Raw genomic sequence first — 12849 nt, forward strand, 5'->3', positions numbered from 1 at the left:
CGACAGACGGCACCCGGCGAGAGCCACGAAAGCTACTCTCCGGGTGCCGTCAGGCAGTTCTGGATCACACCAGCACCAGATCAGGCGCGGCTGATCCCGGCGCGGGCCATCGCGTCGGTGTAGGCGGCCTGCATTTCCTGGCGCCACACTTCCTGCTTCGCCGGGGATCCCGCAAACGCGCGGTCTCCGGTGGAGCGCACCTTGTACACCTTGAAACCGCGGCGCTGAATGGCCCGGTTCTCCAGCTGGGTGAGGCGGCGTGCCACCTTGTGCGCGTCGGTGCCGTGAGCCACGAGGGCCGAGGCGCGTGAGACGCGCTGCAGGAAAGCCAGCAACGGCTTGACGCCTTCATCGATCTGCTCTGGTGTGAGCGCCTTTTCCTTCACCTCTGTGACATACCAGGGGTAAACGTTCCAGGGCATCACAAACTTGGGCTGCAGCCCAACGCTCTCGTAAATCTCAGCGGTGCGAATAGCACTCTGATCGTCGTTCTCCGCGGACACAAATCCTGAGGCGAGGCTTGCGCCCGGGTTGGAGAACAAGCTCACAATCCGACACTCGTCGAGGTCATGTGCTGGGTCAATATAGGGAAGTGCACGGTCCGGCTTCTGCTCGGCCAGAGTGTCACACATCCGGTTGATTTCTTCGATATTCGGGTCGTAACGTCGTTCCCACTGCTGTGCTCGGTAAGCCGGGTCCGCCATGCGTCGTGCCAATTTTGCCTCCTCGCGGACAATGCCTGAAGTGGCAGTAATGTTGTCCGCAGTCTTCCAGCTTACGCGCCCAAGCTGGGGGTGGGGTCATCCTGCCCGTCGCGGGCCTGAATCCCTCGCGTGCAGAATCCCCCATTACGTGGGGCCGACGGCGGCGTGTCCCGCCGAACACGCCGCGTTTCTGGCTGTTAGCCCGGGGAAGGTGGGGAAACCTGCACGTTCGACGCCGACCCCTGGCTCCCTAGGCATCGTCGCCGTAGATGAAGCTTTTGGCGAAGGACACCGCCTTCTTGAACGCGTCGTTGCGCAGGGAAACGTCGTCTGTCGCGTCGCTGGATTCCAGGTAGGCGGTGTGGCCGGGCCTGAGCACCCAGATATCTCCCTGCGGCGGGAGATAGAACACGCCGAAAGACCGCTGCGACTGGTCATCACCCCAGATCGGGATTGCTGCGACAGCAGCTCCGGTATCCACATTGATCCACTGCGCCCGTGGCTGGGGCTCGTCACCCACTACTGGATCAAGGAACGGGGCCGCCCCCTTGCCCCAGCGCTCCTCGAACCGCTCATAGAATGCGGGGACCAGCTGAGCATCGTACCGGCGCCATCCGGACATCATGTACTCCTTAGCTTCCTCGAAGGTTCTTTGCTGCGGAAGTAGAGCGGCTCCCGGTGCCCCCAACGGAAGCCGCTCCTACCTTGGTGCGGGAGGTCCGTCAGGCGTTGATCTTCTCTCGGGACCGCCCGTTGCTTTCGATCTCGATGCGCCGTGGTTTGGCCTTCTCCGCGATGGGGATGCGCAGGGTGAGCACGCCGCCGTCGTAGTTTGCCTTCACGTGTTCGGTGTCCAGGGTGTCACCGAGGATCAGTTGCCTGCTGAAGACGCCGCGGGGGCGTTCGGCGGCAATCAGCTCGGTTCCGTCCGGGGCGGAGGAGCTCCGTTCGGCGCGGACGGTGAGCACATTTCGTTCCACATCGAGGTCGATCGAGTTGGTGTCGACGCCTGGAAGATCGAAAGCCACGACAAAACTCTCGCCTTCTTGCCACGCATCCATCGGCATCGCGGCCGGCCGGGCGGACGTCCCGAGGACCTGCTGTGCCAGACGATCCAGTTCCCTGAATGGGTCGGTACGCATCAACATGGTTCCTTACTCCTTCAGCATCTTGAGTTGATGAATATCCCGCCAATCATCTGTAGTGACTGACATAGATTTTTTATATCACTGGTGACAGACTGATGCAAGAGGATTTTCTCGACACGTTCAGACCACGACAGGAGGGGTGAGATGACAGAGAAACAGGACCCCAGCACGGGACTGTATGCCATCTCGGTGGCGGCTGAACTGGTGGGAATGGGTCAGCAGAACCTGCGGCTGTACGAGCGGAAAGGCCTGCTGGACCCGGCCCGGACTCCTGGCGGAACCCGGAAGTACAGCGAGCTGGACCTGGTGACACTGCGCCGGATCGAGCAGCTGCTCGGCGAGGGGCTGAACCTCGCCGGAATCAAGATGGTACTGGTGCTGGAAGCCGCCAACGGCAAGCTGCGCGATGAGCTCGACGCCGCCGAGTGACCCAACCCAGCCCCTTAGGCCCGGCCCTTCAGGATCAGGTTCCAATACACCCGCGGCAGGATGCGCCGCTCCAACACAAAAGTGGCACGGCGCTCCCGCATGATGCCTTTCCACGGGAGGGAAGGCTTCGGCCGGTACTGGTCGTCGAACTCCGAGAACACCACCGTGGACCGCGACACCGTGAACGGGCAGGCCGAATAATTGTTGTACTTCGCGCTGACGCTTTTCCCCTTCAGCACCGCCATCAAATTCTTGGCAACCACCTGCGTCTGCTGGCGGAGGGCTGCGCCTGATTTGGAATTCAGGGTAGCCGCCGCGTCGCCGAGGGACCAGACGGCCGGATACCTGATGGACCGCAGCGTCTCGGGGTCTACCTCGACAAATCCTGAAGGATCCCCTGGCTTCGGCAGATCGGTGGCCTTGAGCCAATCCGGCGCTGATTGCGGCGGGACGGCGTGAAGCACATCGTAGGCCACTGTCTCACTGCCGCCGAGACTGCTTTCCGCACCGAGGTCCTGCACCGTGACGGTACGTGCGACGGCGTCGACGGCGGTGATCTCACTGTCGTAGCGCACCTCGATACCGTACTCGGCGATCTTGCGGTCAAGTTCCTTATTGGCCACCGCCTCGGTGAACACGGTCGGGGTGGGAACCACCAGAATCACCCGGATGTCCTTGAGCACGCCCTGTTGCGCCCAATAGTCGCAGGCGAGGTACATCGGCTTCTGCGCCGCTCCCCCACAGGTGAGCGGCCCCGGTGGCAGGTTGAACACCACCGTTCCGCGCCGCAAATCACGCAACAGATCCCAGGCCTTGGGTGCCAGCTCGATCTCGTAATTGGACGCCCCGTACTTCGACGCCATAGCGTCCGCCAGGCCCGGTACCGCATCCCAGTCCTTCTGGATGCCGGGGCAGACCACCAACTGGTCATAGCGAATCTGGTCACCGGAGGCCAGGTGGATCGTGTTCTGAGCTGCGTCGATGTCGACGACGGCGTCCCTGACCCAGGTCACGCCGCGAGGAATCACCGAGGCCTGAGGCCTGGTGGCCTCCGACACTTCGGCGGTTCCGCCGGCAATATGGGAAAACAACGGCTGATACAGATGCCGGGAGCTGGGCTCCACCACGGCGATGCCGTTGGCGCCATACCTTCGGAGCCGTGCGGCGAGCGAAATTCCTGCATTTCCGCCGCCGATAATGACTATTTGATGGCGGGTCGGTCTGGGATCACCTGCGGCAGGGGCCACGGGCTAGTCTGACTTCTCGGTGAGGGCGCTGGCTTTATGGGCAGCCCGGGCACCGGTTTTGCCCGACTCGACAATGTACTGTGGCTCGGCGTCGCTGGCCCGATGGGTATTGCCATCCAGCTGGAAATCACTGGTCTTCTTCTCCACGATCTTTCCGTGGGTGGTGCCCTGCGGGGTGTTCCATTCCACGCTCGTGCCCTTGGTCAGCGCCACAATGACTCCTTCAATCGACAGTGTGCTTACCAGCCTACGGCCTCTGCCGTGTAGTCCTGCCAGATTGACCTATGAAAAGATGTAATCCACTAGACGCACGTTGTCGTGCAGGCGGGGATCACCTTGACCGACGACGGAGGACTTCATGAAAGACGGCGAGACTACAGCAGTGCACGGTCGCCATCTCCCTGATCACCCGTCAGCCCCAGCCCCAGAGTCCGGGGTGACGACGCCGGCCGCGACCGCGACTTCTTCCCGGGCGACGCGTAAGGGGTTCCGGCCCGAGGTACAGGGCCTTCGGGCGCTGGCGGTCCTGATGGTGGTCACCTATCACATCTGGTTTGACCGGGTCTCTGGTGGCGTGGACATCTTCCTGCTCATTTCGGCGTTCCTGATGACTCTCACATTCGCGCGGAAGGCCGACCGGGGAGCTCCCTTCGCCCTGCTGGCGCACTGGGTGCACCTGTTCAAACGCCTCCTGCCCGCCGTCGTCGTGGTCCTGGTCGGAACGATCGCCGCCTCCCTGTTCTTTCTACCGAGAGCCCGCTGGAGCATGGTGCTGGAGCAGTCGTGGGCGTCGCTGTTCTACGTCCAGAATTGGCTGCTGGCGTCCGAATCCGTGGACTACTACGCCGACACGAGCGTGGCCAGCCCGCTGCAGCACTTCTGGTCCCTCTCCATCCAGGGCCAGGTCTTTGTGCTGTGGCCGCTGCTCTTTCTGGCAGCGAGCCTGGTGGCGAAAGGCCTTCGCGTCCGGTTCCAGACGGTGGCCGCAGTGTTCTTCGGCGCATTGTTCGTTGCGTCGCTCGCCTTTTCCATCTATCAAACCGACGCCGACCAGGCCTACGCATATTTCGATACCCGGGCCCGGCTGTGGGAGTTCGCGCTGGGAACGCTGCTGGCACTGGTGCTGCCGTATGTGAAACTGCCGCAGGCCGCAGCGGTAGCGGCGGGCTGGATCGGGTTGGCGGGGATGCTGAGCGTTGGCTACCTGGTCGACGTCGAGGGCGAGTTTCCGGGTTTCGTTGCCCTCTGGCCGCTCGTCGCTGCGGGGCTGATTATCACCGCGGGCCAGACCGGAAGCCGTTTCGGCGCTGACCGGCTCCTCTCCTGGGGTCCGCTGGTGAAAATGGGTGACCTGTCCTATGCGCTCTACCTGTGGCATTGGCCCGTCCTGGTCATTTACCTCGTCAATCGGGGACAGGACGCCGTCGGACCCGTCGCGGGCCTGGCTATTATCGGCCTGTCCCTCATCCTCGCGTACTTCACCACCCGGTTTGTCGAACGCCCCCTGCGGAGCCTTCCCCGGGTAGAGGCTAGCCGGAGACGCAGCCTCGCAGTCATCGCGGTCTGCGTTGCCCTGGTCTCCGTCTCCGTTGCCAGCGTGCAATGGACCATGCGGGCCCAGGCTCAAGCCCTGGCCAGCCAATCCGACACACAGAACCCGGGCGCATATTCCCTGCTGCCCGGCTTCGTGGACCGCTCCACGGGTGACTCGCCGCCGCTGCCGGATTTGGGCAGCCTCGACGCGGAGTGGGGGGTGCTCGGGGAGAAGTGCGAAGGCGAGCACCTTCCGGTGGGAAACGACCGAGCTGTCCGTGGTTGTTCCTTCACCCCCGCGGAGGGGACCCCGGCGAAAGAGATCCTGGTCATCGGCGACTCGCACGCGGAGCAATGGCTGGAACCCATCGAGCTGATGGCCCAGCGAAACAACTACCAGGTGACGGCACTGCTGCTGGGTGGGTGCAGTTACGGCGCGGAAAGCGACAACCGTTCAGAGGCCTGCAACACGTTCAACGACGCCGCGACGGATTATGCGCTGAAAATGCAGCCCGACGCTGTGTTCACCATGGCGACCATCTCCCATCAGGCAACCACTGCCGAGCGCGAGGTCTCCGGCATCGCTGAGGCCAGCAAATTTCTCGGGGAAGCAGGCATCCCCGTGATCGGAATGCGGGATAACCCCAGATTCGAAGTCAATATGATCAGCTGCATCGAGGAACACGGTCCAGACGCAGCCGAGTGCACCTTCCCGGTCGGCGAGAAACTCGCCGCGACGGCACCGGTACCCTCGGCGCAGGAAACGGGCGGCGCGCTTCGCTTCATGGACCTTACCGACCTGATCTGCCCCGCAGGGATCTGCAGCCCAGTAGTGGGCAACGTCTACGTTTACCTGGACGACAATCACCTCACCATTTCCTACACCGGAACAACCCTGCCGCAATTCGAAGAGCGCTTCCACGCCGCTTTGGGCTGACGCCGGGCCAGGCAGGACATGCCTCCAGCTGGCATAGGAAGAGGGACAGAGCCGATGGCCCCGCCCCTCTCCATACCGGCTGGTCTACTTCGGCCGGATCACGCTATGTGTGCAGCGACCTACCTAGCGCCGCTTGATGAGTCCGCTCACCAGGTTCGTGGGGCGCTGCTGCTCGCCCTGCTGCGCACCGAGAACGATGACCACTCCGCTCACCACGGGCAGTGCCCACTGGACGATCTTGAGCTGCTTCTGCGCTGCGGCCAGTTCTGGTGAGCTGGAGGCACCTGGTTCGGTTGCGCCTTTCGCACCCTCATCGGAGAGTTCCCCCACCTTCTTGCCCAGGATCCCGGCGTACAGTGACAGACCCATGCCGGCGACCGTCACGACTGACTTGACGACCGTATTGGCCAGTGCGCCGTCCTGTCCTGCGACCCGGCCCTTATTGCCGAGGATCAGGCCGACGCCGCCGATGGCGTGGGCACCGAAGGCTGCGGCCTGGATGGGGCTCCACTTGGCCCAGCCCACCGTCGCCAGGCGGGTGCGCTCTTTCGGGTCCTTGGCCTCCGCGGCCGCACCGTTGAGGCCGACGGCGCCCATCAGGGATCCACCAAACCAGGCGGCAGCACTCAAATCGTGAACGGATCGTGCCAGTAGATTTCCAGCCATAGTGATCACTCCTCCAATAGATTTCCGTTGAATAACGGCAAAACTTGTTCCCTAAGCATACTTACTATCAGAGGGTTTAGCACACTGGCGTCGCCCGCGGCCCCAGCGAAGGTGCCCCCCAGGCCCCCGATCGCAACCGGATCGAATAGGCTTCCCGCATGAGCCGCACACCACCGGCGACTCCCGCGACCGTCGCCTTGAGCGCCGCCGGGGTCCAGTTCTCGGTGCGGAGCTACGCCCATAATCCTCGATCGGGCAGCTACGGGGCGGAGGCAGTGGAAGCCCTCGGCGTCGACCCGGGGCGCGTTTTCAAGACCCTCATGGTGGATGTGGACGGAACCCTCACCGTCGCCGTCGTCCCGGTCTCCAGTACCCTCGATCTCAAGGCACTCGCGGCCGCAACCGGATGCAAGAGGGCGGCGCTCGCCGACCCCAAACGTGCCCAGCGGCGGACGGGCTACGTCCTGGGTGGGATCTCCCCGGTGGGGCAACGTCAACCCAGTCCGGCCGTAGTCGATGAGTCCGCCCTGAACTTTGCCAGCATTCTGGTATCCGGCGGGCGACGCGGATTCGAAATTGAGCTGGCACCCGTGGACCTGATTCAGGCCATCAGCGCAACGGTCGCCCCCATCGCCGGCTTGACGCCTCGCGCGTGATGGGTATCCGGGAATAGTCTGCGAGTCACTCCAGTTGACGTAGTTACTACTGCAACGGCAGTAGATCTTCGAAGGGAGCGCACCGTGAGCGATCAGGAAAGCCCGGTGCCCGCGCATCACGCCGAGGCCGACGTCGGGGCTTGCCCCTCCTTCGTTGCAGCGATGGACGTGATCGGGCGACGTTGGAGCGGCATCATCATCGAGGCGATCGGGAAGGGCAATACCGGCTTCGCCGACGTCAGCCGTTTTGTCCCCCACATCGGCGACACCATGCTCGCCAAGCGGCTCCGTGAACTTGAAACCGACGGGCTCATTCAGCGCGAAGTCATGGACGGGCGTCCCATTCGCGTGCGCTACTCACTCACCGTCGCCGGGCTGGCCCTGCTACCCATCCTGCGGGACATCACGTCGTGGGGACATGCCTACGCGACGACCGAGCAAACCGCAGCTGCCGACCAGGCACCCACAGACCAGCACCTCAACAAGGGACGATAAAACTATGGCTTTTGAACTCGGCATTCTCACCTTCGGTGAGCTGACCACCGATCTGACGACCGGGCGCATGCCCTCCCCCGAGGAGCGGATGAAGCAGACCATCGAGCAGGCCCGCGTCGCCGACGAGGTGGGCCTCGACGTCTTCGGAGTCGGCGAGCACCACCGCACCGACTTCGTCGCCTCGGCCCCGCACATGGTCCTGGCGGCCGCAGCCATGGCCACCAGGAACATCCAGCTCACCAGCGGCGTCACCGTCCTCAGCTCCGAGGACCCGGTCCGGGTGTTCCAGAACTTCGCCACCCTTGACCTCATTTCCGGAGGCCGGGCCGAGATCATCGCTGGCCGCGGGTCCTATACCGAGTCTTTTCCCCTGTTCGGGTACGACCTGGGCGACTACGCCGACCTCTTCCGGGAAAAGCTCGACCTGTTGCTGGCCATCCGCGCCGAAAATCCGGTGTCCTGGCAGGGTAGCCTGCGCGCGCCGCTGGTCAACGCCGACATCGCACCCCGCCCGATCAGCGACCTGCCTATCTGGGTGGGCGTCGGCGGTACCCCCGCCTCGGCGGTCCGCACGGGACAGCTCGGCCTGCCCCTGGCGCTGGCCCTCCTGCTGGGCCCCATCACCCAGTTCGAGCGTCCGGTGGATCTCTACCGTCAGGCATCGGTTGACGCCGGTCATGACCCCTCCAGCCAGCGGATCAGTATCAATGCCCACGGCATGGTCGGCAAGACCAGCCAGAGCGCCCGCGACGACTTCTTCCCCTATTTCTCCCGCGGTCTGGGCGAGAACAACCATCAGCGTGGGGCCAGTTTCAATCTGCCGCGGAACGCCTTCGAGGCCCAAGCCTCCCCGGCGGGCGGCCTCCTGGTGGGCAGCCCCCAGGAGATCATCGACAAGCTGCTCACCTACCACGACCTCTACGGCGTCTCCCGCGCCGTCTTCCAGATGGGCTTCGGCGGAGTGCCGCAGCAGACTCACCTGGAGGCCATCGAACGGCTGGGCTCCGAGGTGGCGCCCGTCATCCGCGCCGAGATTGCCTCCCGCGAATCGGTGAACGCATGAGCCGGCCCCTGCGCGTCGTCGTCGTCAACGGCAGCCCTACCCAACGCTCAAAAACCATGGGCCTGGTCAAGCTCATTACGGAGTCGCTCTCGCAGAAACTTGCCATTGAGGTCCACCACACCAACGTCTACCACCTCGGCCCTTCGTTCACCGGCGCGATGTCGCGGGAGGGCCTGGACCCGTCGGTCGAGGAGGAGTTCGCAGCCGTTGAGTCGGCCGACCTGCTCATCGCGGCCACCCCCGTCTACCGGGGCTCCTACGCGGGGATGTTCAAGCACTTCTTCGACCTGGTGGGCCAGTACGCGCTGACCAACACACCGGTGATCCTGGTGGCGACGGGCGGCAGCGACCGGCACGCACTCGTCATCGAGCACGCCCTGCGTCCGCTGTTCGGGTTCTTTCAGGCCGCCACCGTGCCGGTGGGCTTTTACGCGAATTCCGGGGATTTCGACGGCGATGTGGTGCTCAACGCCGAGGTGTACAGCCGGATCGAGGTCGGGCTAGGGGACGTGATCGACAGTCTCCGGCGCCTCACCACAGTTCGGTGAGGAAGGTGGACATCGGATAGGGAAATCTACACCACGAATGTCCACCTTGACCCCCCGCGTCCTGGTTGCTCACCGGAAGAGGTCCGCTGATCGCCTTTCGGGTATTCGGCTAGAGTTATACAGGTGAAGAATTGCCTACGGACTCCCGGTGTAGCGTGATCGACGACGCCATTACCGACCCCGGTAGGCCCACCACAGCCCCGGCCTATGTGCTTGCACAACTACGCCGCGCCATCATCGCCGGCGAGCTGCTCCCCGGCCAGCCATTGCGCCAGGACGCCCTCGCCGAACGCTTCGGGGTCAGCCGCGTCCCCCTCCGTGAGGCTTTCAAGGTGCTGGAAGGCGAAGGGCAGGTAGTGTACGCACCGCATCGCGGCTACAAGGTGGCCACTCTCTCGCTCACCGACTTGCTTGAGGTGTACCGCATCCGCGAAATCCTTGAGGCCGAGGCCGTCCAGGTGTCAATCAGGAGGTCCGACGACGGCGTCGTCACCCAGCTGAGAGCGGCAGCCCGGGAGGTGGAGACGGCGAGCGCGGCCGGAGACCTGCTGGCCATGACCGAGGCGAACCGGCGGTTCCATTTTCTGATGGTGACCTCAGCCCGGATGCCGCGCCTCGAAAAGTTGATCCAGGTACTGTGGGATGCCACCGAGACCTACCGGTTCGTGTACTACGGCGACGAGGTCAACCGTCATCGGGTCGAGGACGAACACCGACGCATCATCGATGCTTTCGCCGATCGTGATGCCGACCGGGTCATCACGCTACTCAACGAACACCGCAGCCATGCTGTCGACGCCCTCAGGACTTTCCTGAACGGAAAGTGATTCCCATCACGTAATTTTTGTGACCCCTGTTACATTGTGACCGATAATTGGATACAGTATCCAAATGATCTGGTCACCGCCGCCCTCCTCACTGCTGCTCGCACCCTTGTTGCCCGGGGTACCGAACTGTCAGCAGCCAAGTTTCGGGGATCGCTTTCATGAGTGACTGGCTCGGTCTGGGTGGCCAACGGGTGCTGGTCGCAGGTGCTGGCGGTATTGGCAGTGCGTTGGCCGAGGCCTTTGCCGAGGCGGGAGCCCGCGTGGTGGTTGCCGACGTCAATCCGGCCGGTCTCGCCTCCCTGGACCCGCGGGTGCACCCCCTCGAGGTGGATCTCTCCACCACGGCCGGGTGCGACCACGCCATCGCCCGCGCGGCCGCCGAACTCGGCGGACTCGACGTCCTCGTGCACGCGGTGGGCGTCAACCACCGGGTCCCTATCCTCGACACCAGCGACGCCGACTGGGATCGCATGATCACCGTCAACCTCACCAGCGCCTTCCGTCTGGGCCGGGCCGCCGGGAAGCTCATGGTCGCCGCCGGTTACGGGCGCCAGGTGTACTGTTCCTCGGTGTCGAGCCTCCTCGCCCACCCGGACCACGGCCCGTACGCTGCCAGCAAGGGCGGCCTGAACCAGCTGATCCGCGTGATGGCCCGCGAATGGGCCGCCGATGGGGTCACGGTGAACGCCGTCGCCCCCGGCTATGTGGAAACCGACCTGACCCGCGGTCATCTGGACAAACCGGGCGTCCGTGAGCACTACACCTCCCTCATCCCCGCCGGCCGGCTGGGCACCACCGGCGACCTCACCGGCCCCGCCCTCTTCCTCGCCTCCCGCCAGGCCGCCTTTGTCACCGGCCATGTGCTCTACGTCGACGGCGGGCGGACCCTTGTCTGAGCAAGAAGGCGCTGAGCAGAAATGGGTTGACCAGGAGTCAACCGAAGGCCAGCCGACCGAGAAGGCCGACGGCGGCCGCTTCCCGTTGCTCGCGCCGGGAGTGCTCGACGACGACCAGCTCGCCCTCTACACCACGATCGCCGGCCCACCCCGTGCCGGGGGCCCCTTCCTGGTGGTCGACGACGACGGCCATCTGGCCGGGCCTTTCAACGCGCTGCTGTACGCCCCGCACATCGGCGAGGCTGTGCAGGCGCTGGGCGCAGCACTCAGGTTTGGCGGGAAACTGCCCGCCCGCGCCCGTGAACTGGTGATCTGCGCCGTTGCCGCCGAACGCTGCTCAGCCTACGAATGGTATGCACACAGCCGGGTAGCCCTCAGCGTCGGCATCACCGCGACGGAACTGGAAAACCTCCGTGGCGGATTCGTGCCGGCTGGGCTACCCGACGACGAACTCTCGGCCCTGACATTCACCGCCGCCCTCCTCAACGGACGGACCGTGTCCGACGCTGACCATGCAACCGCGCTGGCGCACCACGGCCACGACGGCATCACCGAGCTATCCATCCTGGTGGGCTACTACCGGGCGCTGGCCGGGCTGCTCGCCGCTGGCGACGTCGGCGCGCCAGCCACCCCCAATTCTCACCCTCAATCGCACACCACCACCAAGGGAGAACGTCCATGACCACCTCACCACTGCACCGTCGCAGGGTCCGGCTTGCCGCAGCGGCACTCACCGTCCCCGCACTGTTCCTGTCCGCCTGCGGCAGCCCCGACACCAGCGGCGGCGGAAGCGGGGGCGGTGATGCCAGCGGCGGTGCCGACGGCGGCACCCTGTCCATCGCTACCGGCGGCACCGGCGGGGTCTACTATCCCCTCGGCGGCGGCTTCGCCACCATGATCCGCGAGAACATCGAGGGCTACGACGCCACAGTCCAGGAGACCAACGCCTCCGTGGACAACATGCTCCTGATCGAGAACGGTTCAGCCCAGCTGGCCTTCGCCGTCGGTGACGTTGTCTCCGACGCCGTCGAGGGGGTCAACGACTTCGACGGCAACCCCATCGAGATCTGCTCACTCGGCAACACGTACAACAACTTCATGCAGGCCGTCACCGTTGATGGCACCGGCATTGAGGGTGTCGCTGACATGGAGGGCAAGGTCGTCTCGGTCGGCGCTCCCGGCTCGGCTACCGAGGTCGCCGCCCTGCGCATCCTCGAGGCCGCCGGAATCGACCCCGAATCAGGGGTGGAACGCCGTCAGCTGGGCGCCGCTGAGACCGTCGCAGCCCTGCGGGACGGCACCATCGACGCTGGCTTCTGGTCCGGCGGCCTGCCCACCGGTGCGCTGATCGACCTCGCCAGCGACGGCGACATGAACCTCCTCAGCATCGGCGAATACGCCGACCAGCTCGCCACTGAATACGGCGAGTACTACGTCGAGGAAGACATTCCCGCCGACACCTACGAGGGCCAGACCGAAGCAGTCTCCGCCATCGCCTCGCCAAACATCCTGGTTGCCAGCCCGGATATGGACGAGCAGCTGCAGCAGGACATCACCGCGGCGATCTTCGACAACGTTGAAGCCCTCACCCAGGTGCACCCCGCCGCCGTCGAACTGGATGCCGCTACCGCAGGCGACATCCCCTACGTCGAGACCTGCCCCGGCGCCCAGGCTTACTTTGACGAAAATGCAGGCTAACC

The 12849-nt window shown here is 64.5% G+C and carries 16 protein-coding genes; 10 read left to right on the plus strand and 6 right to left on the minus strand.

Features of this window, described 5'->3' with window-relative positions:
• Positions 1–80: 80 nt before the first annotated feature.
• The 3 genes from ABD059_RS12005 to ABD059_RS12015 all read right to left on the minus strand — a co-directional run bounded on the left by ABD059_RS12005 (position 81) and on the right by ABD059_RS12015 (position 1852).
• The gene (locus ABD059_RS12005; protein WP_343880304.1) at positions 81–716 is read right to left on the minus strand and encodes a uracil-DNA glycosylase family protein; all 636 of its coding nucleotides are present in this window, start codon (positions 714–716) and stop codon (positions 81–83) included.
• 238 nt (positions 717–954) lie between these two features.
• On the minus strand, positions 955–1326 hold the full coding sequence (locus tag ABD059_RS12010; RefSeq protein WP_343880306.1) for a hypothetical protein: 372 nt from the start codon (positions 1324–1326) through the stop codon (positions 955–957).
• Positions 1327–1426: 100 nt separating this feature from the next.
• A complete protein-coding gene (locus ABD059_RS12015) occupies positions 1427–1852 on the minus strand; it encodes an Hsp20/alpha crystallin family protein (protein WP_343880308.1) in 426 nt (141 codons plus the stop codon).
• A gap of 144 nt (positions 1853–1996) precedes the next feature.
• Between ABD059_RS12015 and ABD059_RS12020 the strand changes: the two genes are divergently transcribed.
• Positions 1997–2281 carry a MerR family transcriptional regulator gene (locus ABD059_RS12020; RefSeq protein ID WP_343880309.1) on the plus strand — a complete coding sequence of 95 codons (285 nt, stop codon included), beginning with the start codon at positions 1997–1999 and terminating at the stop codon, positions 2279–2281.
• A 14-nt stretch (positions 2282–2295) separates the two neighbouring features.
• Here the strand turns inward: ABD059_RS12020 and ABD059_RS12025 are convergent, their stop codons facing one another.
• A complete protein-coding gene (locus tag ABD059_RS12025; protein ID WP_343880310.1) occupies positions 2296–3528 on the minus strand; it encodes an NAD(P)/FAD-dependent oxidoreductase in 1233 nt (410 codons plus the stop codon).
• Between the two features lie 3 nt (positions 3529–3531).
• Positions 3532–3741, minus strand: coding sequence for a hypervirulence associated TUDOR domain-containing protein (locus tag ABD059_RS12030; RefSeq protein WP_343880312.1), 210 nt, complete (start codon positions 3739–3741; stop codon positions 3532–3534).
• A gap of 145 nt (positions 3742–3886) precedes the next feature.
• On the opposite strand from ABD059_RS12030, the gene ABD059_RS12035 reads away from it, so the two are divergent.
• Positions 3887–5998 carry an acyltransferase family protein gene (locus tag ABD059_RS12035; protein ID WP_343880314.1) on the plus strand — a complete coding sequence of 704 codons (2112 nt, stop codon included), beginning with the start codon at positions 3887–3889 and terminating at the stop codon, positions 5996–5998.
• A 123-nt stretch (positions 5999–6121) separates the two neighbouring features.
• Here ABD059_RS12035 and ABD059_RS12040 read toward each other — a convergent pair whose 3' ends face one another.
• Positions 6122–6664 (minus strand): hypothetical protein, encoded by a 543-nt coding sequence (locus ABD059_RS12040; protein ID WP_343880316.1) that lies wholly within the window; start codon positions 6662–6664, stop codon positions 6122–6124.
• Positions 6665–6822: 158 nt separating this feature from the next.
• On the opposite strand from ABD059_RS12040, the gene ybaK reads away from it, so the two are divergent.
• The 8 genes from ybaK to ABD059_RS12080 all read left to right on the plus strand — a co-directional run bounded on the left by ybaK (position 6823) and on the right by ABD059_RS12080 (position 12847).
• Positions 6823–7320, plus strand: a complete 498-nt coding sequence (gene ybaK / locus ABD059_RS12045; RefSeq protein WP_343880318.1) for a Cys-tRNA(Pro) deacylase — start codon at positions 6823–6825, stop codon at positions 7318–7320.
• 84 nt (positions 7321–7404) lie between these two features.
• The gene (locus ABD059_RS12050) at positions 7405–7815 is read left to right on the plus strand and encodes a winged helix-turn-helix transcriptional regulator (RefSeq protein WP_343880320.1); all 411 of its coding nucleotides are present in this window, start codon (positions 7405–7407) and stop codon (positions 7813–7815) included.
• 4 nt (positions 7816–7819) lie between these two features.
• Positions 7820–8878: an LLM class flavin-dependent oxidoreductase gene (locus ABD059_RS12055; protein ID WP_343880322.1), complete on the plus strand. Its 1059-nt coding sequence runs from the start codon at positions 7820–7822 to the stop codon at positions 8876–8878.
• Positions 8875–9426: an NAD(P)H-dependent oxidoreductase gene (locus ABD059_RS12060; protein ID WP_343880324.1), complete on the plus strand. Its 552-nt coding sequence runs from the start codon at positions 8875–8877 to the stop codon at positions 9424–9426. Before ABD059_RS12055 ends, ABD059_RS12060 begins: the two co-directional genes overlap by 4 nt.
• Positions 9427–9557: 131 nt before the next feature.
• Positions 9558–10253, plus strand: coding sequence for a GntR family transcriptional regulator (locus ABD059_RS12065; protein ID WP_343880326.1), 696 nt, complete (start codon positions 9558–9560; stop codon positions 10251–10253).
• A gap of 158 nt (positions 10254–10411) precedes the next feature.
• Positions 10412–11149 (plus strand): SDR family NAD(P)-dependent oxidoreductase, encoded by a 738-nt coding sequence (locus ABD059_RS12070; protein ID WP_343880328.1) that lies wholly within the window; start codon positions 10412–10414, stop codon positions 11147–11149.
• Positions 11142–11831 carry a carboxymuconolactone decarboxylase family protein gene (locus tag ABD059_RS12075; RefSeq protein WP_343880330.1) on the plus strand — a complete coding sequence of 230 codons (690 nt, stop codon included), beginning with the start codon at positions 11142–11144 and terminating at the stop codon, positions 11829–11831. Before ABD059_RS12070 ends, ABD059_RS12075 begins: the two co-directional genes overlap by 8 nt.
• Positions 11828–12847: a TAXI family TRAP transporter solute-binding subunit gene (locus ABD059_RS12080; protein WP_343880332.1), complete on the plus strand. Its 1020-nt coding sequence runs from the start codon at positions 11828–11830 to the stop codon at positions 12845–12847. Before ABD059_RS12075 ends, ABD059_RS12080 begins: the two co-directional genes overlap by 4 nt.
• Positions 12848–12849 lie beyond the last annotated feature (2 nt).

It is taken from the genome of Arthrobacter flavus, assembly GCF_039526005.1.
Classification (GTDB): domain Bacteria; phylum Actinomycetota; class Actinomycetes; order Actinomycetales; family Micrococcaceae; genus Arthrobacter_D; species Arthrobacter_D flavus.

Bases quoted from the DNA above. Each gene is read 5' to 3' on its own strand.
- ABD059_RS12010 (WP_343880306.1), bottom strand. From the start codon at position 1,326: ATGTCCGGATGGCGCCGGTACGATGCTCAGCTGGTCCCCGCATTCTAT.
- ABD059_RS12015 (WP_343880308.1), bottom strand. From the start codon at position 1,852: ATGTTGATGCGTACCGACCCATTCAGGGAACTGGATCGTCTGGCACAG.
- ABD059_RS12020 (WP_343880309.1), top strand. From the start codon at position 1,997: ATGACAGAGAAACAGGACCCCAGCACGGGACTGTATGCCATCTCGGTG.
- ABD059_RS12035 (WP_343880314.1), top strand. From the start codon at position 3,887: ATGAAAGACGGCGAGACTACAGCAGTGCACGGTCGCCATCTCCCTGAT.
- ABD059_RS12040 (WP_343880316.1), bottom strand. From the start codon at position 6,664: ATGGCTGGAAATCTACTGGCACGATCCGTTCACGATTTGAGTGCTGCC.
- ybaK (WP_343880318.1), top strand. From the start codon at position 6,823: ATGAGCCGCACACCACCGGCGACTCCCGCGACCGTCGCCTTGAGCGCC.
- ABD059_RS12055 (WP_343880322.1), top strand. From the start codon at position 7,820: ATGGCTTTTGAACTCGGCATTCTCACCTTCGGTGAGCTGACCACCGAT.
- ABD059_RS12060 (WP_343880324.1), top strand. From the start codon at position 8,875: ATGAGCCGGCCCCTGCGCGTCGTCGTCGTCAACGGCAGCCCTACCCAA.
- ABD059_RS12070 (WP_343880328.1), top strand. From the start codon at position 10,412: ATGAGTGACTGGCTCGGTCTGGGTGGCCAACGGGTGCTGGTCGCAGGT.
- ABD059_RS12080 (WP_343880332.1), top strand. From the start codon at position 11,828: ATGACCACCTCACCACTGCACCGTCGCAGGGTCCGGCTTGCCGCAGCG.